The following is a 21916-nucleotide window of genomic DNA, read 5'->3' as shown; positions in this document are numbered from 1 at the left end:
ATTAATCCAAATTTCTCTCACATACCTATGTTTTTTAATGGTATTTGGCAGAGGATACGTCCGCATCTACGCCGCCGTGCGCTGCTGTTCAAGCTGTGTCACCAATTCGCGGATTTCGGCTTCGGACTTCCCGGCAATGCGCGCGGTGTTGATGGCCGCGACTTCGTGTGCAGGCCATGCGGCGCAGCGTTCGCCCAGCTTGACAGGGGGCGTCATAAGCCGCTGCTTGATACGAAGGTAGAGCGTGCTACGGGTCAGGCCCGTAGCAGACATGACGGCGGGAAGCCGCAGAAGGGAAGTCATATTGCACCCCGTTAAATTCAAATGAACGATGGGTGCAGTATTCAGGCGGGCAAGTTTTGGGTCTGCCGCGAAACCCGTCTATTTGGCGGCAGACAAGGCGTGCCGCGGCTTTGCGCCGCGATGGACTAGATTTCGCCTCTGCTACGAAGGTCGTTCAAAACGACGCAGTATTGATCCGCCATAAGTTCGAAGGCGTATTTGATCTTAAGTACAGGGAAGTTGCACGTCTTGCCGAAGACCGATTCGAAGATCGCTCCCAAACTTCTGCCGTGCGTGTCGAAGCTTGCGATGCGATACACAAAATACAGGTAATTCATACGGTCGCCATCAACGTTTTTAACCTGCGCAAGCATGTCGTTTACGTTGGGCAATCCGGCTAAGTTTCGCCATGCTGGATCAGCCGGTTCTAGTTCGCTCTTACGGGGCAAAAGCGGTTCGTTCAACAGCTTTCTATAGTCTTCCTTGAATGAGTTTTTGAGTGCTTCGTATCGGTTCGATGTTTCAGCGGGATTGTCGAAAAGATAGATGATAGTGAAGCAGTTTTCTAGCAACGAACGCGACAGCACATGCGTTAGGTATCGTTCGTCAACGGTCGAACTTTCGTCCAACTTAAAATCACTATCCAAAAGCGTTCGTGCTAACGAATGAAAGCGCAGCACTTCTTGCGCGAAGAATCCGTTTGCGCCGCCAGTGCTCGATAAATTTTTGATTGTTGGCAGTTCCGCATTTAGTTTTTCGAATTCAGTAGACACGAGTTTCCTTGCTAGGTTTTACAAAAAATCTATTTATAACGCATCGGATTTTAAGCAAGGCATCATTTATCGACCCCGCGCACGCCCGGAGATCGCTTCGGATAGCCAGTCTTGTAGGGTTTCGCGGTTCGGCTGGAGCTCTTCCTCGATGCCTTCGACGGTCATTTCATCCTTGACTGCTTTAACGATTTGCTCCGACTTCAACCCGGCTTCGTTGTATATCCCAAGGTGCCAAAGTCTACCTTGCCAATACGCCTTGAAATGACGGTTATACGGGCTTCTTTCGCCACGACGCTTGTTCAATCCAAGTCGTTGCAATAATTCGGCGCTGTTGCCTTCGCGCTTGAGCTGGCGATCGGGCTTGCTGAATTCGATAGCCAATCCAAGCCAAGTTGCCAGTTCAGGCGGCAACGGCTTACCGTCTTTCAAATACGTTTGCACGTCTTCAAGCATCGCCCATGCTGCTTCTTCTGTCGTGCCTTTATGCAAACCATCGTCATGTAAATTCGGCTGATGCGGGTCGAACCCGTAGAGTAGCTTCGACATTACGCAGCCCCCTTCTTCATCGGCACGACGTTATCGGCGGAGACACTATGTACGATGCCGCAGTAGCGCGCCCAATCGGCCATCAACTGCGTGCGCTTCGCTAGAAAATCTGTGCGGAGATACGCGGCTTCGACACTATCCGGCAGCTTGTGGGCAAGCGCATGTTCACAAACTTGGCGCGGGTAATGGGTTTCGTCTGCGGCCCAATCGCGGAACGTCGAACGGAAGCCGTGTGTCGTCGCAACCTTATTTCGCTTCGGATCTTTGAAGCCATTTCGGCCCGCTTCGCATTCGGCGGCGTCCATGCGGCGAAGCAACGTCGTAAGCGCCATGTCCGACAACTTGCCGCCGCGCGGGGCCGGGAAAACGTAGCTGTTACCCACAATACGCGGCAGGGTTTCAAGCAGCTTCATAGCCTCATCCGATAGCGGAATGCGGTGTTCCTTGTCGGCCTTCATGCGCTCCTTCGGAATCGTCCAAAGCTTCGCCTTCCAGTCGATTTCACCCCATGTCGCGCCGAAGACTTCGCCCGAACGAGTAGCGGTCAGAATAGCGAATTCCAACGCGCGCGGCGACACGCCTTCACGTTTGCGCAGCTCGACCATGAACGCTCCGATTTCGCGGTACGGCAACGACGGTTGCGCCTTCACTTCGCGGTTTACCTTGCCGAGTATCGGTTCAAGCGCCCCCTTCCATGCGGCGGGGTTGTCGCCTTCGCGGTATTCCATCGCCTTTGCATAGTCGAAGATGGTTTCGATACGCCCGCGAAGGCGGTTCGCCGTTTCGTTCTTGGTCTGCCAAATGGGTTCAAGGACGGCGACAACATCGGCCTTCGTAACGGTTCCTATGATGCGGTCGCCGATGGTCGGATAAGCGTAAGTTTCAAGCGTCGATTGCCATTGCGCTACGTGCTTGACGTTTTTGAGTTCGCGTGACTTGTTCGCAATCACAACTTCGGCGCATTCTCGGAACGTCTTTGCCTTCGACAACTGAACGCGCAAGGCTTCGCGGCCTTGTTTCTTCTGTTCGATGGGGTCGATTCCGTCCCGAACCTGCTTGCGCATTTCGCGCGCCTTTTCGCGGGCTTCGGCCAACGACACTTCCGGGTAACTACCTAGCCCAACATCCCGGCGATGCACTACAGGCCTGCCGTTGTCGTTCAGGCGGGTTCCCACAGCTACGCGCAAAACCCATGCACGGGATCCCCCGGCGATGCGAAGGTGCAGACCGTCCGCCCCGCCTACGGCGTATCGTCCTTCGGTCTTCAACTTCGCTACCGCCAGCGCGGATAGTTCTTTGGCTTTCTTAGGCATAGCCACTTCCCTTTGTCCATCATCCTATCCCACATAGATTATCGGATTCCAGGGAACACAGCAAGACACCCTCGGACTACTAAATGACATAAACCATTGTTAAATAAGATATTTATTGAATAATACGAAACATCATAGGACTACTGTTCGACAGTCACAGCCGATAAAAAGATAAGCATAAAGTGGCGAAAATAGGCAGCTTATGCTTTATCTCGCGTTACGCCACATTTTGCTTTATTGCAAAAATGTGCTGACAGGCGATCAATGCCAAAAGGCCTATCGAGGATCTCGATAGGCCTTTTCTTTTGTGGAATGTGCCACCACTCAGTTCGTGTTGGCAGCCCTTTTAGGCTGGCTACCGTCATTCAAGGTCGGCAGCGCATCGGCCACTGTTGTGGGCACCGGTCGTTCGGTTTCGCAGCTGAATGACTGCTGCACCTCCGGGATCTGTCCTTCAGAAATTGCTCTTGCCCCTGCCGACCAGGGCCCAGATGCCCTCGGGTTCAACGGCTTCTCTACCGGTCGACCAAATTGCGGTACCGCCCCCAAAGCTGGCATCTGCACTACAAGTATCTAGTGCTAAGTTGCCGGCTTGTCTCCTCCCGACCTGCTCAATGATGAAGACGGCGGCGTTGCTTGAAGGTCTGCACCGCCACAGCCACTAGATGCTCAGCCCTGGATAAAGGCCAGGATGTCGGCGTTCAGCTCGGCGGCATTGACCGTGAGCATGCCGTGAGAATAGCCGGGGTATACCTTGAGCGTGCCGTTGGGCAGCAACTTCACGGCCTTCAGCGCGGCATCGGCAATGGGCACGATCTGGTCGTCGTCGCCGTGCAGCACCAGGGTGGGCACGGTGATGGCTTTCAGGTCTTCGGTCTGATCAGTTTCCGAGAAAGCCTTGATGCCTTCGTAGTGGGCCTTGGCACTGCCCATCATGCCCTGACGCCACCAGTTCTGGATGACGCCCTGGTGCACGGTGGCGCCCGGCCGGTTGAAGCCGTAGAAGGGGCCGGCCGGCACGTCCAGGAACATCTGGGCCCGGTTGCCGGCCACGCCGGCACGAAAACCATCGAACACCTCCAGCGGCAGGCCTTCTGGATTGGCCTCTGTCTTGAGCATCAGGGGCGGCACGGCCGCCACCAGCACAGCCTTGGCGACCCGGCCTGCGGGCTGGCCATGGCGCGCCACATAACGCGCCACCTCGCCGCCGCCCGTGGAGTGGCCTACGTGCACCACGTTGCGCAGGTCCAGGTGCTCGACCACGGCAAAGGCATCGGCTGCGTAGTGGTCCATGTCATGGCCTTCGCTGACCTGGGCCGAGCGGCCATGGCCGCGCCGGTCATGGGCCACGACACGGAAGCCCCGCTGCACGAAGTACAGCATCTGCGCATCCCAGTCGTCCGAGGACAGGGGCCAACCGTGGTGGAACATGATGGGCTGGCCGTCCTTGGGACCCCAGTCCTTGAAGAAGATCTCGACGCCGTCGGCAGTGGTGAGGGTGCTCATGGTGTGTGCTCCGGTGGTGGTGAGGGGGGAACGAGGGATCAGCCTTCGTGGGCGCCGAACATGGTCTTGGCGTAGGTGATGCCAATGCCGTAGCCGCCGCCCAGCTTCTTGGCGATGCCCGTGGTCATGTCATAGGTTTCGGTGCGAGCCCAGTCGCGCTGCATTTCCAGCAGGTATTGCAGCGACGTGATGGGCTGGGCGCCCGCCTGCACCATGCGATCCATGGCGCGGTTGTGCGCTTCGGTGGAGATGTCACCACAGGCATCGGCGATCACGAAGACTTCAAAACCCTGGTCCAGGGCCGACAGGGCCGGGCCGACGATGCACACGCTGGTCCACAGGCCGGCCAGCACGATGCGGGGCTTGCCGATCTCGTTGACCTTGTTGATCACGGCCTGGTCTTCCCAGGTGTTCATCGAGGTGCGGTCCAGCAGGGCCTGGCCGGGGAAAGGCGCGGTTACTTCCTCGAACATGGGGCCGGAAAAGCTTTTTTCGGCCACCGTGGTCAGGATGGTGGAGGCACCGAAACCGGCGGCGGCCGAAGCGACCAGGGCGGCGTTGGAGCGCAGCTGCACGGGATCGATGGAGTGCGTGGCAAAGGCCATCTGCGACTGGAAGTCGATCATGATCAGCGTGTGGTCATGGGGGTTGAGCAGCTTGGCACCGGGCTTGGCGACTGCGACGGGACGGGCGATGGAAGCGTTGGCGTTGGACATGGTTTCAGTTCTTTCAATCGATGATATTCACACTAAAGATATTCAGCCTTCTGCCTTGATTTCTCATGGCTTCCTTGCTGCGATGGATGAAGTATCTGGTGTCTGACTGCCATCCAGATTGAAAGGAATTGGGATTCATCATCGAATTTATCGATGATCAGTTCAAAGCCTCAGCATGCAGGGAAATCGTCTCGCAGAACCACTACTGCGATGGCGCCACCTCCAACGGTTATTGAAGCTCAGGGATGTCAGCTCTCCAACAAAGCGCTGAAGCGAAGTCATGCGCACTTTATGGTGAGGCATCAAGCAGATTTTTCGATCGGAAGGCCCTCGTGCAAATGAGCGCCATCGTGAATCGAGAACCTGCGACCCTGCGTCCCTGTGTGTCATCGTTTCAGCGCCAGAGAAAAGAGCGGATGCAGCACACGCGCTGAGTGCAGCGGGATTCGCCGCTCATGAATACCACTGTGGCACTGCGCTCTTGCTTTCTGGAAAAGCAAGAACATGCGAGGTGCGGGCGCTGGCCTTAATTGACCATCATTCCGATACGCAACGACCGGCCTTCTTGTTCTGACCACCGGCAGCAAAAGACCTGTTGCGATCGTTCGCTGTACCTCGGTCAATGCCTGCAGTCTTTCATTGCGACATCACCATCGGCGACTCCTATGCCGGTAGCTGCTAACGGACTGCTGCCCATTCATCTTCTTATGACTTCCCTGAATCCGGGGGCGGTCCAGTGCAGGCTTTTCGCAGGGTGGATACATCAGTTCGAATCAGCCTCTGGGTGGCGCTGAGGGCGTCTTCGAAAATTCCCAATTTTCAGCGAGCGAGATTGTTACGACGATGGGTCCACTCAGTTCAAGTGGAGACAAAAATGCGATTCGAATTCCGTTCAATTGCCACACTGGCCCGATATGCAGGGCATGGCTTGTTCATCGCAGCGGCCTTGTCTGGCGCGCTGGCACAGGCGGCCCCCTTGCCTTTTGACATTGCAACCACCCCCGAGCAGCAATTTCAACTGGCCATGGAAGCCCAGACTGCAGGTGACTACGCCCCTATGCTCGGGTTGCTGCGCCAGGCGGCCCACGATGGCGAGGCACAAGCGCAGGAAACACTGGCATGGGTACTTCTGGCTGGTCCAATCCTGTTCGGTACTGCGGTGAAGGCGGACCGCTGCGAAGCAGTTCACTGGCTACGGCAAGCCGTCGCAAAGGGGAGTCAAACGGCCAGAAGCCAGTTGAATTTTCTGAACCGCCTGCGAAATGCACCGACTGGCCAGATAGCCTGCGCACCCGATTGGAACGGGTGATATGCGCACAGTCCTTTTCAGATCGCGGCGTCGTCTCCAATGATGTGCCAGGTGCCCAACGCGACTGGGCCGACGCGTGGTGGCCTGGCCACAACATTGGATCTACATGTTCTGCGACGGCTCCAGGAGTCCAGTTCGGAGCTTGGGGGCGCTGTGGCAGTCGGAGCTGCCTCGGCCATTGTTGGCGCCTTTGCGGACATCCAGCCTTGGCTGATGCTGCGGCAAGGCATTGCGTGACCGCTACTGGCCAGCCGGGGGAGTTCGATTTATTCACCAGCAGCAGTCACTCGACTTGCGTCAGCCAGTTGCTCAATGACAGCTATCGGTGACGAGTACGAAATGGCGCTATCGGCCAGAAGCAGTCCTTGGAGTTGTTTCCATCGGCGACTGCTTCAGGCTGGTTGCCGACATCCCGTTGTACCGGACCGATGACCGCTGCCACCTTTACCAGTCATTGGGCTTTCCTTCGACCGCCAGCGGCTGTGGTTAGTTGACCTGCATCTGGGCCTTACGTGCCACATCACCCAGTCGTTTGTATTCGGACTGTGTCAGCGCTTCGAAGCTTTGGGCCGCTGACCCCTTGGGGGTGAAACCGGCCTGCACCAGCTTGTCCTTGACCGCGGGATCGCTCAGGGCCTGGTTGATGGCAGTATTGAGTTTGGCTGTGATCGCAGGATCTAGCTTGGCTGGGCCATATACGCCGAACCATGGATCGACTGCGTAGCCTTTGAGGCCGCTCTCCGCGATGGTCGGCACATTGGGTAAGGATGGACTGCGCTCGCTACCAGCCACGGCCAGTGCTTTGAGCTTGCCCGCCTGAATGTGTGGCAGGGAAGCGGGCAGGTTATCGAACATGGCGGGTAGGTGGCCACCAAGCATGTCGGTAATACCCGGTACGCTGCCTTTATAGGGCACATGGACAGTATCAAGGCCTGCCATCTGCGCAAACATCACGCCGGCCAGGTGCATGCTGGTTCCGGCACCAGCAGTACCGTACTGAAAGCCCGGGTTCGCTTTGATGTAGGCGATGAACTCCTGCACATTGTTTGCCGGGAAGCCCTTCCCTACTTCCAGCACGATGGTGGAGTAGCCCAGCATGGAGACTGCAGTGAAGTCCTTGCGGGGATCGAACGCCATCGATTTGTAGATGTGCGGGTTGAGCGCATTGGTGGAGATGGCTCCGAAACCGATCGTGTACCCGTCGGGTTTGGACTTGGCCACGACATCCATGCCGATATTGCCTCCGGCACCAGGCTTGTTCTCGATCACCACAGCTTGGCCCAGCGTGCGTGCCATGTGTTCACCCACGACTCGTGCCACGAGATCGGTTGTTCCTCCAGCCAGATACGGAACGACAAAAGTGATCGGCTTTTGCGGGAAAGCAGATTCCGCATGGGTGGCTGTCATGGAGGTGAGCGCACATGCAGCGGCAATGGAAGCAAGTATCTGTCGACGGTTCACGAGGGGTCTCCTTAGTAGTTCTGCGGGTAGCGTTTGAAGTCGATATCCGGAATCTGCTTGAAGCAAGGTCTTGGAGGCCGTGATCGCCCCGAGCAGATTGAGAGGCAGTGTATTTGTTCAATACCGTCAGTGGGTGCTCAATCTGGCAGCTGCTGATCAAGGACTGGGTTCAGGCGCGGATACACCTGCGTGCCGCGCCGCCTTCGGCTGCGCGCTCCCGCTGACCTGACTATCTGTGCCTGGTATGACTTACCAGCCCGGTGACCGCGCGCGGCTGCGGTCGGCCGGGAGCCTTCGGTCACCTCTGAGCCCAGCGGCCTGCTGCAATCTGTATGGAGTCACTCAACGCAAAGATGCCAATGAACGCTCATGCGCACTGGAAGTCGACACGACCCCACTACCGGCCCTGATCCGTGCACCAACACATGTGCATCGTGGTTGCGTCCTCAAACTCCGGGGCTTTAGCTGGCGTCCGGCAGCTCCAGCAGCACGCCGCTGCCATCGCCAATGGCCACCACATCGCAGTTGTGGCCGGGGCCGCCGCGATCCACAACGATAAAACGTGCAGAGGCCTGTAGGGCGATCAGGGAGTGATGCCAGACGCCGCGGTGGTAGTTCACCCCCTGGCGGCCATTGGTCACAAAGGCCTGCAGGTCGCCTGGTTGCACGCTTTCGTCCGCAGCGGCAACAACGACGATAAAAGGGGTCTCCTGCAAGGGGACGAAGGCCTGGCTGCCCAGCGGGTGGCGCTCCATCTCTTCAAGCCGCAGCGGCAGCTGGTAAGGCAGGGCGTGGAACAGGTTGATCAGCGCATGGCCTTCAGCGCCGCCGGTGTCCACCTGTGCCAGTGCGTGGTAGCGCTCGGTCATGCCATGGTTGATCTGTATGGGGGCATGTCCCGCGCTTTCGATCACGTCACCGAAGCGGGCAAAGGCTGCGGCAGTCAGGGGCTGAATACTGAGGCGGGGGAGGACAGAGGTGTCGCCGCAGGAGGGCGTGGTTGCCAGGGCAGTGGTCATAAGAGTTTATTCTTGAATTGGTCTAACTGGTAATACCAGTATGTTTTCCCCCAGAGACTTTGTCAAATCGCAATCTGAAATGCTGGCTAGGGTAATTGCGAGTGCGTAATGACTTGATCTTGATTAAGGTTGCGGTCGTCAAATCATACCGGTAATACCAGTTAAGCAAACCACCGCCAACAAGGATCCAAGATGTCATCCCTTTCCTCCACCCCTGACGTCGCCGCGCCAGCGGCAACGCTGGCCGGCGAAACCGCCGCAGAGGCTGCGGTCTACCGCAAGGTCGCCTGGCGACTGCTGCCATTCATCATGGCCTGCTATGTGGCGGCCTATCTGGACCGTGTCAACGTGGGCTTTGCCAAGCTGCACATGCTGGCGGACCTGCAGTTCAGCGAGGCCATGTACGGCCTCGGTGCAGGATTGTTCTTCATCGGCTACTTCTTCTTCGAAGTGCCGAGCAACATGCTCATGCACCGCATCGGCGCCAAAGCCACAATTGCCCGCATCATGATCATGTGGAGCCTGATCTCGGCAGCCATGATGTTCGTGACCACGCCAACGCAGTTCTATGTGCTGCGCTTTCTACTGGGCGCGGCCGAGGCAGGCTTCTACCCCGGCATGATCCTGTATATGACCTACTGGTTTCCGTCGTACCGGCGTGCTCGCATGGTGGCGCTGTTCATGTGCGCGATCCCTGTCTCGGGCATCCTGGGTGGGCCGCTGTCGGGCGGGATCATGGAGCTGATGCAGGGTGTGGCCGGCCTGCGCGGCTGGCAGTGGCTGTTCCTGATCGAGGCCGTTCCCTCGCTGCTGCTGGGTCTGGCCGTGCTCTGGTACCTGGACAACAACATCCGCAGCGCGAACTGGCTCAGTGAATCGGAAAAGACGCTGCTTGAGCGCAACATCGCCCGCGAGAACGCCAGCAAGGCCGACAGCCACATGACACTGCGCGCACTGTTCGCCGATCCGCGCATCATCAAGATGGCCATGATCTGCTTTTGCACGGTGATGGGCCAGTACGGCCTGACCTTCTGGCTGCCCTCTCTGATCCGCCAGTCGGGCGTGGAAGGCGCTTTCCAGATCGGCCTGCTGACGGCCGTACCGTTCTCGGTGGCCGTGGTGTCCATGAACCTGGTCAGCCGCAGCTCGGACCGCATGCGCGAGCGCCGCTGGCATCTGATCGTGCCGTTCTGCGTGGGTGCGCTGGGGCTGATGCTGTCAGCTATTTTCAGCGGCAATGTCTATCTGTCCCTGGCCGCGCTGGCGCTGGCCGCTGGCGGCAGCCTCGCGACCTCGCCACTGTTCTGGAGCCTGCCCACGGCCATCCTGTCCAGCGCGGGGGCAGCAGCCGGCATTGCGCTGATCAACTCCTTCGCCAATCTGGCTGGCTTCATCAGCCCTTACATGATCGGCCTGATCAAAGATGCGACACAGAGCACCAATGCCGCCATGTTCGTGCTGGCCGGCGTGCTGCTGTTCGGCGCCTTTCTGACCTATACCGTGCCGGCCAAGCTGGTCAACAAATAGCCGCGCACCGCGGCAGGCACCGCCCTGAGGCACTGCCGCACTGCAGTCGGGAACAGTACCAGGGGCGGTGATCGAGGCGGGATATGCTGCACAGTCGTTAAGATGGCGCGCATCCCCTTTTTGCGATGAACGATTTCCCCCGAATGGAACCTTCAGCCTCCTCCAATGTCGCCGTTGCCAGCCAGGCCGCCCGCTTGATCCGGGACTGGATCGAAGCCGGAACCTACCCGGTGGGCTCGCTCCTACCCTCGCAGCGCGATCTATCGGAGCAGCTGGGCATCAGCCGGACGTCATTGCGCGAGGCCTTGTCCACGCTGCAGGGGCTGGGGCTGGTCGTGGCGAGGCCCGGCAAAGGCATGTATGTGACCGAGGCACCCGAGGCTCCAGCCAGCGAGGCCTGGCGCTTTGCCGATTCGCATGCGCTCACCGATGTTTATCAGTTGCGCTACGCGTTGGAAGGCTTTGCGGCGCGCCTTGCAGCCCTGGTGGTACAGCCCGAAGACCTGAAGCTGCTGCAGGCCAATCTGCAGGGCATGCAGCAATGCATAGATGCCTCGGACTTCCTGCAGGCCAGCCACCTGGATTTCGATTTCCACATGCAGATCGCCACCATCTCGGGCAATCACGCGATTGCAGACGTGCTGCGCGGCAGTGGCGAAGTCATGCAGGAGAGCCAGCGCCTGCCCTTCTACAAGCGTGGCGCGCGCCATGCGACCTGTGAGGAGCATGCGGCCATCATCGACGGTCTGGCTCAGGGCCGGCCGGAGCTGGCACAGCAGGCCATGTCCGCGCACATCGTGCAGGCAGCCCAGCGTGCTGGCGTGCACTTTCCAACCGGCTTGTAGCCAAAGAATATTGGTTGGAGCTGCCTGGACTGCCCCCAGTCTCGTAGACAGCTACCCAGAGTCCGTTTCTTGAACAATCACCAGACTCAGTCAGAGCTCGGAGAAGTTGGACATGGAGGCCCGAAGACTGAAAGGGCGCCCTTAAAGCACAGCCTGCTTTGATCTGCTACCAAGCCCCAACTTCTCCCACATAAATCTAGTAAAAATTGTGCTCAATCACTTGCAGCCGCAGCAGCGCCTGCCTGCTCGGAGCAGAAGCTTGTCTCCCGATTCAAAGGACGGCTTTTTTTACGCACAATCAGGCGCTCATCGTTTGTGCCGATGCGTGAGCACATTGCCAGTGCGAGACGGCTGTAGCGACGAGTTGGGCCTCAGGTTTGGTGGAGCCCCAGCAGCCCGACCTCTCCAGCACGCCGTTAGACTCGCACTATCCCCCATGAATGCAGCTAAGCACTTCCCGACAAGGCAGACGCCAGAACCACCAGCGATGACAATTGACTCGCATACCTATGAGCCCCGCAAAGGGCACGGACTGCCGCATGATCCCTTCAACGCCATCGTCGGCCCGCGACCGATCGGATGGATTTCGAGCAGGAGCGCGAGTGGGCAGATCAATCTGGCACCCTACAGTTTCTTTAACGCCTTCAACTACGTCCCTCCCATCATCGGCTTCTCCAGCATCGGCTGGAAAGATACGGTGCGCAATATCCAGGAGACTGGTGAATTCGCGTGGAACCTGGCCACGCGTGAGCTAGCCAATGCCATGAACCGGACCTGTGCCGCCGTCCCTGCGGAGGTGAATGAGTTCGAGCTGGCAGGGCTAGAAGCCGTGGATTCGGAACTGATACGGGTGCCAAGAGTGGCACAGAGCCCGGTGAGCTTCGAATGCCGATTGACCGACATCCACCAGTTGCGTACCGCCAGCCATGAGTCGATTCCGTCTTGGCTCGTGCTTGGGGAGGTGGTAAAGGTCTACATCGATCGTCGGCTGCTCAAGGACGGTGTGTTCGACACCGCCAATGCCGGAGTGATTCTGCGCGCGGGAGGTCCGGCAGACTATTTCTCGATTGGCGATGAGCAGAAGTTCCGCATTTATCGTCCCAAGTAGCAGATGGCATTAGCCTAGCCTCGCAAGCCAGATTGAGCCCAATAACGGTTGCTTGGGTGTCTGCAATGTGGCCGACACCATGCTTCGCTACGACAGGCAACAACCGCTGAATAGAAGTCTTTGCGTACTGAAGACCGAAGGACAGCGATGAACAACACTGCAGACTGCTCGTCTCTGTGAGACTAGTCGCCAGAACACACCGGAGAAGACGTCTTGCGTGACGAGGTTCAATACAGTCACACCACAGCCATACCTGGCCTTGTCTTGAGCACAGCTAGGTTTGCCGATTTTCGTTTCGAGCCTCACTACCACCTCGATTTTCACGTTGCACTGGTTGCAAATGGTGCGCAGCGTCAATCATTCAAAGGCGAGTCTCTATTACTCACTCCAGGCGCCATCCAATTGATGCCGGCAGGAGAAGTCCACGATGGAACTGCTGCGGAGGCTGAATCCTATACGCTACATACCTTTCGCTTAACGCCCTCATTGCTCGCAAGCGTTGGGCAGGAAGTGACCGGCAGGCACCATTTCCCGTCGCAGGCCACAGTGGTGCTAGAGGATCGCAAGCTTGCAAATGAGCTTCTCAGGCTGCATGCCTGCATGACTCAGCCTGCAAAGGAGCCGTTGATGGAAGAAGTACAGGTGCTCGAATTGTTCGAGGCCTTGTTTGCACGCATCCGGCATCCTGCGCCCCAAGTCATTCAGGGGCGACTGACGCATCAACAATTGCAACGTGTGAGAGATTTCATGGAAGCGCATATAGCTGACAAGCTCGCGCTTGAAGATCTTGCCATGTTGGTGGGCCTAGATCGTTTTCGGTTTCTCAAGCAATTCAAGAGTGCCGTTGGGATGACGCCTCATGCCTGGCTACTTCGATTGAGGCTGGAGACTGCCCTGAGAATGATCCACCAGGGAGCGGATATCTCAATGACGGATGTGGCTCACACAGTCGGCTTCTTCGACCAGAGTCATTTCACGCATGCATTCCGTAGCGCCTACGGGACAACCCCTGCACGCTTTCAGCAGTCGCAAGGCAATTTTTTACAAGGCGCCTCAGGCACGCGTTGATAGTCTTGTGATTCGAACCCGCATAGCCCGCAGGGTGTGAAACCAAGACTATTCCAACCAAACATGTTTAGCTTCCTCGACGACTACAGCGAAGGTGCCCACCCAGACATCCTGCAAGCATTGACTGGCTCCAATCTCACGCAGGAGAGCCCGTATGGCACCGATAGCCATTCACAGGATGCCGTGCTCCGTATCAAGGAACATCTGGGCACTGGTTTCCAGGGCTCCATTCATTTTGTGGCCAGCGGCACCATGGCCAACATCATCTCAATCTCAAGTTGCCTTCGTCCCCATGAGGCGGTTATTGCCGTTGAGACGAGCCATATCGTGGTGCGTGAGGCCGGCGCAATTGAGGCCACGGGACATAAGTTGATTACCGTACCTCCGGTCAATGGAAAACTGACCCCTGATGCAATCGAAGGCGCACTGGCAAGCAATGCGCACTTTCCGCACATGGCGAAACCAAGGCTGATCTACCTCTCCAACGCCAGCGAGACAGGAACGATATACACGTTGGCCGAGTTGCGAGCCATTTCCGCACTCGCCAAAAGGCGTGGTCTTCTTGTTTTCCTTGATGGAGCTCGGCTTGGTGCAGCCTTGGCATCGTCCAAGAACGATGTCAGTTTGGAGGACATTGCGTCGTTGGTGGACCTCTTTTGGATAGGAGGTACCAAGGTGGGCGCGTTATTGGGAGAAGCCATTGTCGTCAACAATCCAATGCTTGCCGAAGACTTTGCATTCCACATCAAACAACGCGGAGGCATGTTGGCCAAAGGCCGACTGCTGGGTATCCAGTTCCAGCAACTATTTGGCCCCAAGCAGCTTTTTACATCCCTCGCCAGCCATGCAAATGTCATGGCAGCGAAGCTGGCGTCAGGCATTCTGGCTACGGGCTACCAGTTGTCCGCAGATACGGAGACCAACCAGCTTTTCCCTATTCTCCCCAATGGGGTCATTGCGGCACTGCAAGCTCATTTCTCCTTCTACGTATGGAGCAAGTTTGACGAAGACAGCTCCATCGTCCGTCTGGTAACGTCATGGGCTACCGAGGAGGAGCATGTAAATGCGTTCTTGAGACATCTCGAGCAGGCATCGCACATGGAGCACAGTCACTGACCACGACTCCGAGCCCGCATAGCGATTACCGTGATCAGGCGGTGGCCAGTCGCTCTGCGGGCTTGGCTTCCCTGATGGGCAGATTGACGAAAGCAGCTGCCAGGGCCAGAGCGGCATCGGCCCACCACATCCATTCGTAACTGCCAGTCTGGACAACGGCCACTCCCCCCAACCAAGCGCCCAAGAATCCACCAATCTGATGGCTCAACAACGTCAACCCAAAAAGGGTCCCGAGGTAGCGAGCGCCAAACAGCTTGCCGGTGAGCCCAGCGGTCGGTGGCACAGTGGCGAGCCAGGTCACGCCCAACGCTGCCGCAAAGATGTAAAAGGTCCAAGGCTCTTTCGGTGCGGCCATGTAAAGAACGATAGCCACAACGCGCGATGCATACATCCAGAAAAGAATCATCTTCATGCGCACCCTGGAACCTAATGCACCTGCGAACAGACTACCGAACACATTCGAGAGGCCGATGATCGCCAGTGAAGTCGAAGCCACGCCAGGGCTCAAACCACACAGGTCGACTTCACCAGGCATGTGCGTCACCAGAAATGCGATATGAAATCCGCAGGTGAAGAACCCAGCATGCAAACACCAATAGCTCTTGTCCCTAAACGCAATTCCGAGTTGCTGGCGCAGGGTAATTGAGTCTCGGGATGAAGTGGCTGTACTCGCTTGCACAGGCGTCTTGCGCAGCCACCATGCCATCGGCGCCGTGGTGAGCGCCACGACAGCCATCATCCACATGGCGCTCATCCAGCCATAGGCCGACATCACCGCCTGGTTCAACGGTGCGAAGATGAACTGCCCCAAACTCCCACCAGCGTTGATAACACCCCCAGCGAAGGAACGTCGCTCCACTGGGATGCGCTGCGCAGTGGCGCCAATAAGAATAGAAAAGCTTCCTGCTCCAGCGCCCGCAGCGCTCAACAAGCCCACTGCGAAAATCAATCCCCACTGGCTGGTGACCTGCGTGGTCAGCGCAGATCCCGCTGCCAGCATGAAGGCCCCCAGCACAATAACCCGACCGGGCCCCCAGCGATCAGCCACTGCACCAAAGACGGGCTGCACTGCCCCCCACACCAGTTGGGCGACAGCCATGGCAAAGCTGATGTTTGCTATGCCCAATCCCGTATGCGTATTCAAGGGCGACAGGAACAATCCCATGGACTGCCGTGCCCCCATGGTGATCATCAGAATCGCCGATGCCACCAAGACCAGTGACCAGGTTTTTTGATTTTTCATGTATGCAGATGCACTGAGTGAGCTAGGTCAGTTGAGCGATCCTTCGCTGCAGCTTGTGTGAAATTCTCCCGGGGAAGATCATTTCGCACAACCGATTTAAGCTCTTTCATGCAATAGAAAATCTACGTCATGCAATCCTCACTTCCTATCAAATCTCTGCTGTTTTTTGATGCCGTCATGAAGCACCACAGCTTTACCCTGGCTGCACAGTACCTGCATGTCACGCAAGGTGCGGTCGGCCAGCAAATCCGGAAGCTCGAACAGTGGCTAGGAGTGCCTCTGTTTATACGGGGAGTGCGGCAGTTGCATCCGACCGCTGAGGCATCAGCGTATTGGGCCGGCATCAAACCTGCACTTGCTCGTATCCAGCAAGCCAGCGATCAGCTTCGGCTCAGCCATGCCAATGAAGTTTGGCTGTCTATGCCTCCCACACTGGCAGCTAAATGGTTCGCGCCCCGGATGGAGGGATTTCTGGCCAAATGTCCAGGCACATCACTGCATCTGAGTGCAGATACGGCGCTGATTGATTTCGAACGAGATCGTGTCGACCTGGCAATCCGCTACTTCGATGGACAAGATCCCTCCTTAGACGTAGCACTGCTAAGCAGCGATGAAGCTCGCCTGTACTGCTCTCCAGAATATGCCCGCAAGCTGCACCTAAAAACGCCAGATGACTTGCGTCGAGCCACCCTGCTGCACACAACGCTGCAGCCGCATTGGGTATCGTGGCTTCGGCAGTTCAGCACGCTAAGCGATACGCAGATAGCAGCCATACCTGGTCAGCATTTCGATCAGTCCATCCTGGCCATAGAGACTGCCCGGCATGGACAGGGCGTCGTCTTGAGCAGTGCCCTACTGACAGAGGCCGAAGTGCGCGAAGGGACACTTTGCGAGCCATTCGATGCGCGCCTGGATGTCGGCAAAGGCTACTATGTGGTGAACGCAAAAGGAGCGGACTTGCGCCCTTCAGCGGCGATGCTGAAACAATGGCTTTTGAGTATTGTGTCGACGGATAGAAGCCCCAAAGATTGACTATTGCCATATCTGCCTTGGGTCTCGAGCAGTCCTCGGCGTTGGCTGCTATCGGCCAGAAGCGGACGATCAGAAACAGGCAAGGTAGCTCACTTTCATGTTGTCACCATGGCCCAAAAAACGACAGTCAACAGTCCTAAATACACCTTCGCGTGAACTCGATCAGGAATACGTCCGATCCACAGCGATGCAGCACGAATACCGATCCAGGAGCCGACCACGAGCACCGCAGCAGCTCGGATGTCGATATAGCCAAGATGCCACACTGCAAGAGGTAAAGAAGACTGAGTGGACAGAACGAGGTAAGTCCCTGTTCCTGCCAGCGCGACTGGCAGTGACAGCGGATTCGCCATGGCGGTTGCTCGTGTCATGTCGATTCCTCGGCGGCGCATCAGGGGAACGGTCATCACGCTGCCACCGACCCCCAGCAGCGCGGCGATCCATCCAATCATCGCTCCGGACACCGCATTCGCCAGCAGGCCTGGGCGGTGCTGCCTGGCTGCAGGCTGGGCAAGAAATCCTGGCCTGAGCCAGCAGTCCAGAATGGTCAGCACCAGATAGGCCGCAAAGGCCCAACGCAGCCATTCGCTTGGAACAAGGGTCGCCGCCAGTGCGCCAAGTGCGGCCCCCACTCCGATGGGAAGCATCAGGGGCCTGACATTCGTCCAATCCACTGTTCCTGCGCGTTGGTGGCGCCAGGTTGCCAGCAGAGCGCCAAAGACCATCACGCAAGTGGAGGTCGCGACGGCTATCTGCATGGCGGACTGTCCCACTGCGCTGCCTGGTGGGTTCAATGTGGACAACAGGCGGTACAGCAGCGGAACCACGACGAATCCGCCACCAAAACCAAAGAGCACGGTGGTGATGCCCGTCACACACCCACAGACCGCCAACAACAAATAGAACGACACGAAAACTCCAGTGATGCAGGAGTTGTCACAGTAGATGGGTCTGGAGCGGCGTGCTTCCGACGTTTGGCCAATAATATTTGCGTTTCGGCCATTCACTTCTGCAGTCTTGCTGTGCGCAACCAGTCACTGAACTCCCTTGATGCCACGCCTCGCGCCGTCCTTGCCATCGGCACCGACTATGCACCCGGCACCGTTCTGGATACCCACAGCCATCGCCGAGCGCAGTTTCTTTACGGTGCCACTGGCTTGATGGAGGTCGGCACCGACGATGGTGCCTGGGTGATCCCTCCCCACTGCGGCGTGTGGATTCCAGCGGGCAAGCCGCACCGAGTGAAGATGGTGGGCGTCAACACCCGAAGCCTGTACATCGAGCCTGACGCGGTGCCTCGCAAGCAATCACATTGCGAGGTGCTGGCGGTGTCGCCGCTGCTGCGGCATCTGCTCATCGAATCCATCGACTTGCCTGCGCTGTACGACGAGCGCGGTCGCGACGGTGTGCTGATGTCGCTTTTGATGCTGGAAGTCGGCCGCGCAGAAACGCTGCCGTACTTTGCGCCGCTGCCGCACGATGAACGGCTGGTGGCGCTGTGCATTGCCTTTCTTCAGCAACCCGATGCAAGCGTGTCGCCACTGGCCTGGGCAGGGCAGTTGCACCAGAGCGAACGCACCTTCAGTCGGTTCTTTCGTTCGCAGACCGGAATGTCGTTTTCAGAGTGGAGAAGCCAGGCCTGCCTTCTGTTTGCCATGTCCAGACTGGGAGCCGGCGATTCGGTGACGACGGTGGCGTTTCAACTGGGCTATGACAATCCGGGAGCCTTCTCCACGATGTTCCGCAAGAGGCTCGGGAGAAAGCCGTCGGACTTCATGGGAGCAGCGCGGTAATTCGAGCTGATGCCCTCGTAGGTAGCTTGGACAGCTTCGAAAGTCCCTGTTAATGCAACGTCACTAACAGTCCAGACAGCGAATCTGATACTGCTCTTGGCGAATGACCGTTGAGGGTCGTTCTGAGACGGTGTCTATCGACCAGGAGCGCTCCTCGGCGTACATGAGAATAGGCCTATGAAATCGGAATTACCTTTACGCCCTAACAAAGTCTGCCCGGTGGTCATTCGAGGCCAAGAATCCATTGAAATACTTGCATTCGAGCATCCACTGGCGGGAACCCAACTTGTCAAAGGTACGATTGAGTTAGGCGAAAACTCTAGGGATGCTGCACTGCGCGAGTTGCACGAAGAAAGTGGACTAATTGCGTCAGATGTCTTGGCTGATTTAGGTGTATGGGCATCCGGCTACGAGAACCACATTTGGGCATTTCATCTCTGTGACATAAACGACCTGCCAGACTCTTGGGTCTATAGGACTGCTGATGACGGTGGACATAACTTCAAATTCTTTTGGCACCCACTGTCACAACAGCCGAATGCCCAATGGCACTGGGTGTTTCAGGGCGCGTTGAAATACATTGCCAGCAAATTCCCTGCTGGGCACAGCTGACTGCTCTGGGTCGTTATGCAACGATCATCGACCAGCAAGAAGCAGTCTTCGAAAGTCTCTCTGGCTGAGCCTGATTCAGGCCGGTTGGAGGCATCAGTGGCATCGTTCAAGTGACGGTTATGCGACCGAGCCGTCCTCTGGACTATTTGGGTTTGCTATAGCTCTGAAAGATCTCCGCCGCCCAGTCCGCAAAGGCGCGGATCTTGGCGCTTAGCTGCCGGTTGCTGGGATACACCAGCCGGATCGTGTGCGCCGGGCGAGACCAGTCAGTCAATACTTCCTGAAGAGTGCCGTCGGCCAGATAGGGGGCCGCAGCGAAGCGGAAGGTCTGGCCGATCCCCAGGCCATGGACCAGCACGTTCAAGTGGGCCGTGCTCTCGTTGGCCGAGGTGGCTTCGTCGGCCTTGACCAGCACCCGTTCACTGCCCTTGCGGAATTCCAGCGCAAAAGCACGCCCGCTCAGGGATGAAAAATAGCCTGCGAGCGAGTGCATCGGCGCTCCGCCTTCCGGATGCCGGGCGACCAGGTCATCGGGATGTCGGGGCTGCCCGTGGGCGGCCAGGTAATCCTTCGATGCACACGTTACCCACTCCAGGTCCACTAGGCGCCGGGCCACCAGGGTCGAGTCCGGAAGGTCGCCACCGCGGATCACGCAATCCACGCCGTCGCTGATCAGATCGGCCGGGCGGTCGCTCACACCTAGTTCGAGTTGCAGGTCCGGATATCGCTGCCGGAATTGCGGCAACGCAGGAATCAGAATTCTGTTGGCCAGCACGGAGCCCACATCAACCCGTAAGCGGCCCCGCAACTGGGCGCGTGCCCCGCTGGCCAACTGATCCATGTCTTCCAGCTCGGCAATCAGCCTCTTGGCGCGCTCGTAGTAGGCCGAGCCGTCTGCCGTCACGCTGACTCGGCGCGTCGTACGTTGCAGCAACCGCGCGCCGAGATGCTGCTCTAGGTCCTGCACCAGCTTGGTCACGGTGGGCCGAGGAATGTTCATCGAGTCGGCAGCCCGCGAAAAGCCCCCCGTTTCGGCGATCCGCACGAAAACCTTCAAAGCAAGCAACTGGTCCATGGACTTGATTATTCACCACCATGAATTGAGTTGGAAGATTTATCAAGTTTATTCATTCCGTTGAACTATTTAACCTTGCGGCTTCTTATCACTCATGGAGAAATCTCATGGTCCAGAAGCTTGCAGGCAAGATCGCTGTCGTCACTGGTGGCACAACAGGCATCGGCCTGGCAGCCGCCAAGGCCTTTGCCCAGGAAGGCGCCACCGTCTACATCACTGGCCGCCGCCAGGCTGAGCTCGACGCAGCCGTGGCCGCCATCGGCCCGCAGGCCCGCGGTGTGCAGGCGGATTCGACCAAGCTCGCCGACCTCGACAGGCTCTATGCCCTAGTGCAAGCTGAACAGGGCCGCCTCGACGTCCTGTATGCCAACGCCGGCGGCGGAGGCATGCTCCCGCTGGGCAGCATCACCGAGGCGCATTTCGACGAAACCTTCGACCGCAACGTCAAGGGCGTGGTGTTCACCGTGCAGAAGGCGCTGCCGCTGCTCGACAAGGCAACGGCCGGTGCATCGGTCATCCTTGCCGGGTCGACCACCAGCGTGCTCGGCACCGCCAACTTCAGCATCTATAGTGCGACCAAGGCGGCCGTGCGCAACTTGACCCGCAGTTGGATCCTGGACCTCAAGGGCCGCGCCATCCGTGTCAACACACTGTCGCCCGGCCCCATCCACACCCCGGGCCTGCTGGAACTGGCCGGACCGGATGCCGCGCAGCAGCAGGACCTGCTCGACTACCTCACCACCCAGGTGCCGCTGGGCCGCATGGGCCAGCCGGAAGACATCGCCAAGGCCGCCGTCTTCCTGGCCTCGGACGACTCGGCCTTTGTCAACGGCATCGAGTTGTTCGCCGATGGCGGCCAGGCCCAGGCCTGATTGCTGCCCTCGAAAGGAGCCTACGATGAACCTGCCCCTACCCACTGCCCCCGAACTGCTGCGCGCCGACTTCGACAGCATCCGCATGCTGTTGATCTCCACGTAAAACTGAGCCGCCGGAGATGCGGACAAAAGCCTGGCCCAGCCACGCAAAACGAGTCCAAGTTTTTATCCGTAGAGCTTTTTGCCTGTTATCGACATTTTTTGCCGCAACAGGCAACTCTTTTCAGTGGGAGCATCAACCAGAAATTGCCTTTGCGACTCATGTTCAAGCGCTCTTCCAAAGAATCAATGCTTTGGAATGTGGCTTTTCTCTTGTCCATGCAGGCGCCAAGTCAAAACATCAAGCTTGACCTCGCAGGGGTTCCAGACCAGAGGCAGACATCTGGCTTTGATCGCCGGACGACTGCGAATGCCGCCCCCGGCAGATGGAAGTCTTCTTGCAGGGTCACTCAACTTTGAAGCAGGTAGCCAGACTCCCGACCTTGTCTGCCGTTGTGATGCACAACCCCCAGCTTGCTCAGCTGGGCCACCACCTGCATGACGGTTCCCACACTGACTGGGGTTCCCCGAAGGTATAGCTGACGATAGATCTCGTCCCTGCTGAGCGCATGTGGAGCAGAGCTCAGCAGGACCTGCAGCACGCCAATTCTGGCGACGGTTGGACGCAGCCCTGCAGCCCTCAACCGTTGCATCACGC

General features: G+C 57.9%; 22 protein-coding genes. 10 read left to right on the top strand and 12 right to left on the bottom strand.

The genetic code is table 11. The features are described from left to right. Positions 1-66: 66 nt before the first annotated feature. From DJFAAGMI_RS25160 to DJFAAGMI_RS22715, 6 genes are all read right to left on the bottom strand, one after another. A complete protein-coding gene (locus DJFAAGMI_RS25160) occupies positions 67-303 on the bottom strand; it encodes a helix-turn-helix transcriptional regulator (RefSeq protein ID WP_211459400.1) in 237 nt (78 codons plus the stop codon). 125 nt (positions 304-428) lie between these two features. Beyond that, positions 429-1055, bottom strand: coding sequence for a DUF5677 domain-containing protein (locus DJFAAGMI_RS22735; RefSeq protein WP_211459398.1), 627 nt, complete (start codon positions 1053-1055; stop codon positions 429-431). Positions 1056-1121: 66 nt separating this feature from the next. Further along, positions 1122-1601: a hypothetical protein gene (locus DJFAAGMI_RS22730; RefSeq protein ID WP_211459396.1), complete on the bottom strand. Its 480-nt coding sequence runs from the start codon at positions 1599-1601 to the stop codon at positions 1122-1124. After that, complete coding sequence (locus DJFAAGMI_RS22725) at positions 1601-2914, bottom strand: tyrosine-type recombinase/integrase (protein WP_211459394.1); 1314 nt, start codon at positions 2912-2914, stop codon at positions 1601-1603. The genes DJFAAGMI_RS22730 and DJFAAGMI_RS22725 overlap by 1 nt, the downstream gene beginning before the upstream one ends. A gap of 669 nt (positions 2915-3583) precedes the next feature. Continuing rightward, complete coding sequence (locus tag DJFAAGMI_RS22720) at positions 3584-4420, bottom strand: alpha/beta fold hydrolase (protein ID WP_211459392.1); 837 nt, start codon at positions 4418-4420, stop codon at positions 3584-3586. A 38-nt stretch (positions 4421-4458) separates the two neighbouring features. Then, positions 4459-5136 (bottom strand): isochorismatase family protein, encoded by a 678-nt coding sequence (locus DJFAAGMI_RS22715; RefSeq protein WP_211457263.1) that lies wholly within the window; start codon positions 5134-5136, stop codon positions 4459-4461. Positions 5137-6010: 874 nt separating this feature from the next. On the opposite strand from DJFAAGMI_RS22715, the gene DJFAAGMI_RS22710 reads away from it, so the two are divergent. After that, positions 6011-6445, top strand: a complete 435-nt coding sequence (locus tag DJFAAGMI_RS22710) for an SEL1-like repeat protein (RefSeq protein WP_211459390.1) — start codon at positions 6011-6013, stop codon at positions 6443-6445. A gap of 486 nt (positions 6446-6931) precedes the next feature. On the opposite strand, the gene DJFAAGMI_RS22705 is transcribed toward DJFAAGMI_RS22710, so the two are convergent. After that, positions 6932-7906 carry a Bug family tripartite tricarboxylate transporter substrate binding protein gene (locus tag DJFAAGMI_RS22705; protein WP_211459388.1) on the bottom strand — a complete coding sequence of 325 codons (975 nt, stop codon included), beginning with the start codon at positions 7904-7906 and terminating at the stop codon, positions 6932-6934. A 461-nt stretch (positions 7907-8367) separates the two neighbouring features. Beyond that, on the bottom strand, positions 8368-8925 hold the full coding sequence (locus DJFAAGMI_RS22700) for an ureidoglycolate lyase (protein ID WP_211459385.1): 558 nt from the start codon (positions 8923-8925) through the stop codon (positions 8368-8370). 192 nt (positions 8926-9117) lie between these two features. Between DJFAAGMI_RS22700 and DJFAAGMI_RS22695 the strand changes: the two genes are divergently transcribed. The 5 genes from DJFAAGMI_RS22695 to DJFAAGMI_RS22675 all read left to right on the top strand — a co-directional run bounded on the left by DJFAAGMI_RS22695 (position 9118) and on the right by DJFAAGMI_RS22675 (position 14589). Beyond that, positions 9118-10452, top strand: coding sequence for an MFS transporter (locus DJFAAGMI_RS22695; protein WP_211459383.1), 1335 nt, complete (start codon positions 9118-9120; stop codon positions 10450-10452). 125 nt (positions 10453-10577) lie between these two features. Further along, on the top strand, positions 10578-11297 hold the full coding sequence (locus tag DJFAAGMI_RS22690) for a FadR/GntR family transcriptional regulator (RefSeq protein WP_407714014.1): 720 nt from the start codon (positions 10578-10580) through the stop codon (positions 11295-11297). 487 nt (positions 11298-11784) lie between these two features. Continuing rightward, positions 11785-12405, top strand: coding sequence for a flavin reductase family protein (locus DJFAAGMI_RS22685; protein WP_211459744.1), 621 nt, complete (start codon positions 11785-11787; stop codon positions 12403-12405). Between the two features lie 213 nt (positions 12406-12618). Then, positions 12619-13473: an AraC family transcriptional regulator gene (locus DJFAAGMI_RS22680; protein WP_211459379.1), complete on the top strand. Its 855-nt coding sequence runs from the start codon at positions 12619-12621 to the stop codon at positions 13471-13473. 63 nt (positions 13474-13536) lie between these two features. Continuing rightward, positions 13537-14589, top strand: a complete 1053-nt coding sequence (locus DJFAAGMI_RS22675; protein WP_211459377.1) for a threonine aldolase family protein — start codon at positions 13537-13539, stop codon at positions 14587-14589. A gap of 34 nt (positions 14590-14623) precedes the next feature. Here the strand turns inward: DJFAAGMI_RS22675 and DJFAAGMI_RS22670 are convergent, their stop codons facing one another. Further along, a complete protein-coding gene (locus tag DJFAAGMI_RS22670) occupies positions 14624-15832 on the bottom strand; it encodes an MFS transporter (protein WP_211459375.1) in 1209 nt (402 codons plus the stop codon). Between the two features lie 129 nt (positions 15833-15961). Here DJFAAGMI_RS22670 and DJFAAGMI_RS22665 point away from each other — a divergent pair, with 129 nt between their 5' ends. Further along, positions 15962-16864, top strand: coding sequence for a LysR substrate-binding domain-containing protein (locus DJFAAGMI_RS22665; RefSeq protein WP_211459374.1), 903 nt, complete (start codon positions 15962-15964; stop codon positions 16862-16864). 95 nt (positions 16865-16959) lie between these two features. Here DJFAAGMI_RS22665 and DJFAAGMI_RS22660 read toward each other — a convergent pair whose 3' ends face one another. Beyond that, on the bottom strand, positions 16960-17775 hold the full coding sequence (locus tag DJFAAGMI_RS22660) for a sulfite exporter TauE/SafE family protein (RefSeq protein WP_211459373.1): 816 nt from the start codon (positions 17773-17775) through the stop codon (positions 16960-16962). 111 nt (positions 17776-17886) lie between these two features. Between DJFAAGMI_RS22660 and DJFAAGMI_RS22655 the strand changes: the two genes are divergently transcribed. Next, the gene (locus DJFAAGMI_RS22655) at positions 17887-18657 is read left to right on the top strand and encodes an AraC family transcriptional regulator (RefSeq protein WP_211459742.1); all 771 of its coding nucleotides are present in this window, start codon (positions 17887-17889) and stop codon (positions 18655-18657) included. A 177-nt stretch (positions 18658-18834) separates the two neighbouring features. Beyond that, positions 18835-19269, top strand: a complete 435-nt coding sequence (locus tag DJFAAGMI_RS22650; protein WP_211459372.1) for an NUDIX hydrolase — start codon at positions 18835-18837, stop codon at positions 19267-19269. A 142-nt stretch (positions 19270-19411) separates the two neighbouring features. Here the strand turns inward: DJFAAGMI_RS22650 and DJFAAGMI_RS22645 are convergent, their stop codons facing one another. Then, positions 19412-20344 carry a LysR family transcriptional regulator gene (locus tag DJFAAGMI_RS22645; RefSeq protein ID WP_211459371.1) on the bottom strand — a complete coding sequence of 311 codons (933 nt, stop codon included), beginning with the start codon at positions 20342-20344 and terminating at the stop codon, positions 19412-19414. 107 nt (positions 20345-20451) lie between these two features. Here DJFAAGMI_RS22645 and DJFAAGMI_RS22640 point away from each other — a divergent pair, with 107 nt between their 5' ends. Continuing rightward, positions 20452-21216 (top strand): SDR family NAD(P)-dependent oxidoreductase, encoded by a 765-nt coding sequence (locus DJFAAGMI_RS22640; protein ID WP_211459370.1) that lies wholly within the window; start codon positions 20452-20454, stop codon positions 21214-21216. Between the two features lie 452 nt (positions 21217-21668). On the opposite strand, the gene DJFAAGMI_RS25275 is transcribed toward DJFAAGMI_RS22640, so the two are convergent. After that, on the bottom strand, positions 21669-21911 hold the full coding sequence (locus DJFAAGMI_RS25275; protein ID WP_080571290.1) for a transcriptional repressor: 243 nt from the start codon (positions 21909-21911) through the stop codon (positions 21669-21671). Positions 21912-21916: the final 5 nt, after the last annotated feature.

The organism is Comamonas brasiliensis (assembly GCF_018292285.1).
Lineage (GTDB): Bacteria > Pseudomonadota > Gammaproteobacteria > Burkholderiales > Burkholderiaceae_C > Comamonas > Comamonas brasiliensis.
This window is presented reverse-complemented; position numbering and strand designations above follow the sequence as displayed.

Excerpts from the sequence above, each read along its gene's own strand:
- DJFAAGMI_RS22665 (WP_211459374.1), top strand. The coding sequence starts at position 15,962 with ATGCAATCCTCACTTCCTATCAAATCTCTGCTGTTTTTTGATGCCGTC.
- DJFAAGMI_RS22710 (WP_211459390.1), top strand. The coding sequence starts at position 6,011 with ATGCGATTCGAATTCCGTTCAATTGCCACACTGGCCCGATATGCAGGG.
- DJFAAGMI_RS22640 (WP_211459370.1), top strand. The coding sequence starts at position 20,452 with ATGGTCCAGAAGCTTGCAGGCAAGATCGCTGTCGTCACTGGTGGCACA.
- DJFAAGMI_RS22695 (WP_211459383.1), top strand. The coding sequence starts at position 9,118 with ATGTCATCCCTTTCCTCCACCCCTGACGTCGCCGCGCCAGCGGCAACG.
- DJFAAGMI_RS22730 (WP_211459396.1), bottom strand. The coding sequence starts at position 1,601 with ATGTCGAAGCTACTCTACGGGTTCGACCCGCATCAGCCGAATTTACAT.
- DJFAAGMI_RS22690 (WP_407714014.1), top strand. The coding sequence starts at position 10,578 with ATGAACGATTTCCCCCGAATGGAACCTTCAGCCTCCTCCAATGTCGCC.
- DJFAAGMI_RS25275 (WP_080571290.1), bottom strand. The coding sequence starts at position 21,911 with ATGCAACGGTTGAGGGCTGCAGGGCTGCGTCCAACCGTCGCCAGAATT.
- DJFAAGMI_RS22675 (WP_211459377.1), top strand. The coding sequence starts at position 13,537 with ATGTTTAGCTTCCTCGACGACTACAGCGAAGGTGCCCACCCAGACATC.
- DJFAAGMI_RS25160 (WP_211459400.1), bottom strand. The coding sequence starts at position 303 with ATGACTTCCCTTCTGCGGCTTCCCGCCGTCATGTCTGCTACGGGCCTG.
- DJFAAGMI_RS22725 (WP_211459394.1), bottom strand. The coding sequence starts at position 2,914 with ATGCCTAAGAAAGCCAAAGAACTATCCGCGCTGGCGGTAGCGAAGTTG.
- DJFAAGMI_RS22670 (WP_211459375.1), bottom strand. The coding sequence starts at position 15,832 with ATGAAAAATCAAAAAACCTGGTCACTGGTCTTGGTGGCATCGGCGATT.
- DJFAAGMI_RS22685 (WP_211459744.1), top strand. The coding sequence starts at position 11,785 with ATGACAATTGACTCGCATACCTATGAGCCCCGCAAAGGGCACGGACTG.
- DJFAAGMI_RS22700 (WP_211459385.1), bottom strand. The coding sequence starts at position 8,925 with ATGACCACTGCCCTGGCAACCACGCCCTCCTGCGGCGACACCTCTGTC.
- DJFAAGMI_RS22650 (WP_211459372.1), top strand. The coding sequence starts at position 18,835 with ATGAAATCGGAATTACCTTTACGCCCTAACAAAGTCTGCCCGGTGGTC.
- DJFAAGMI_RS22715 (WP_211457263.1), bottom strand. The coding sequence starts at position 5,136 with ATGTCCAACGCCAACGCTTCCATCGCCCGTCCCGTCGCAGTCGCCAAG.
- DJFAAGMI_RS22645 (WP_211459371.1), bottom strand. The coding sequence starts at position 20,344 with ATGGACCAGTTGCTTGCTTTGAAGGTTTTCGTGCGGATCGCCGAAACG.
- DJFAAGMI_RS22720 (WP_211459392.1), bottom strand. The coding sequence starts at position 4,420 with ATGAGCACCCTCACCACTGCCGACGGCGTCGAGATCTTCTTCAAGGAC.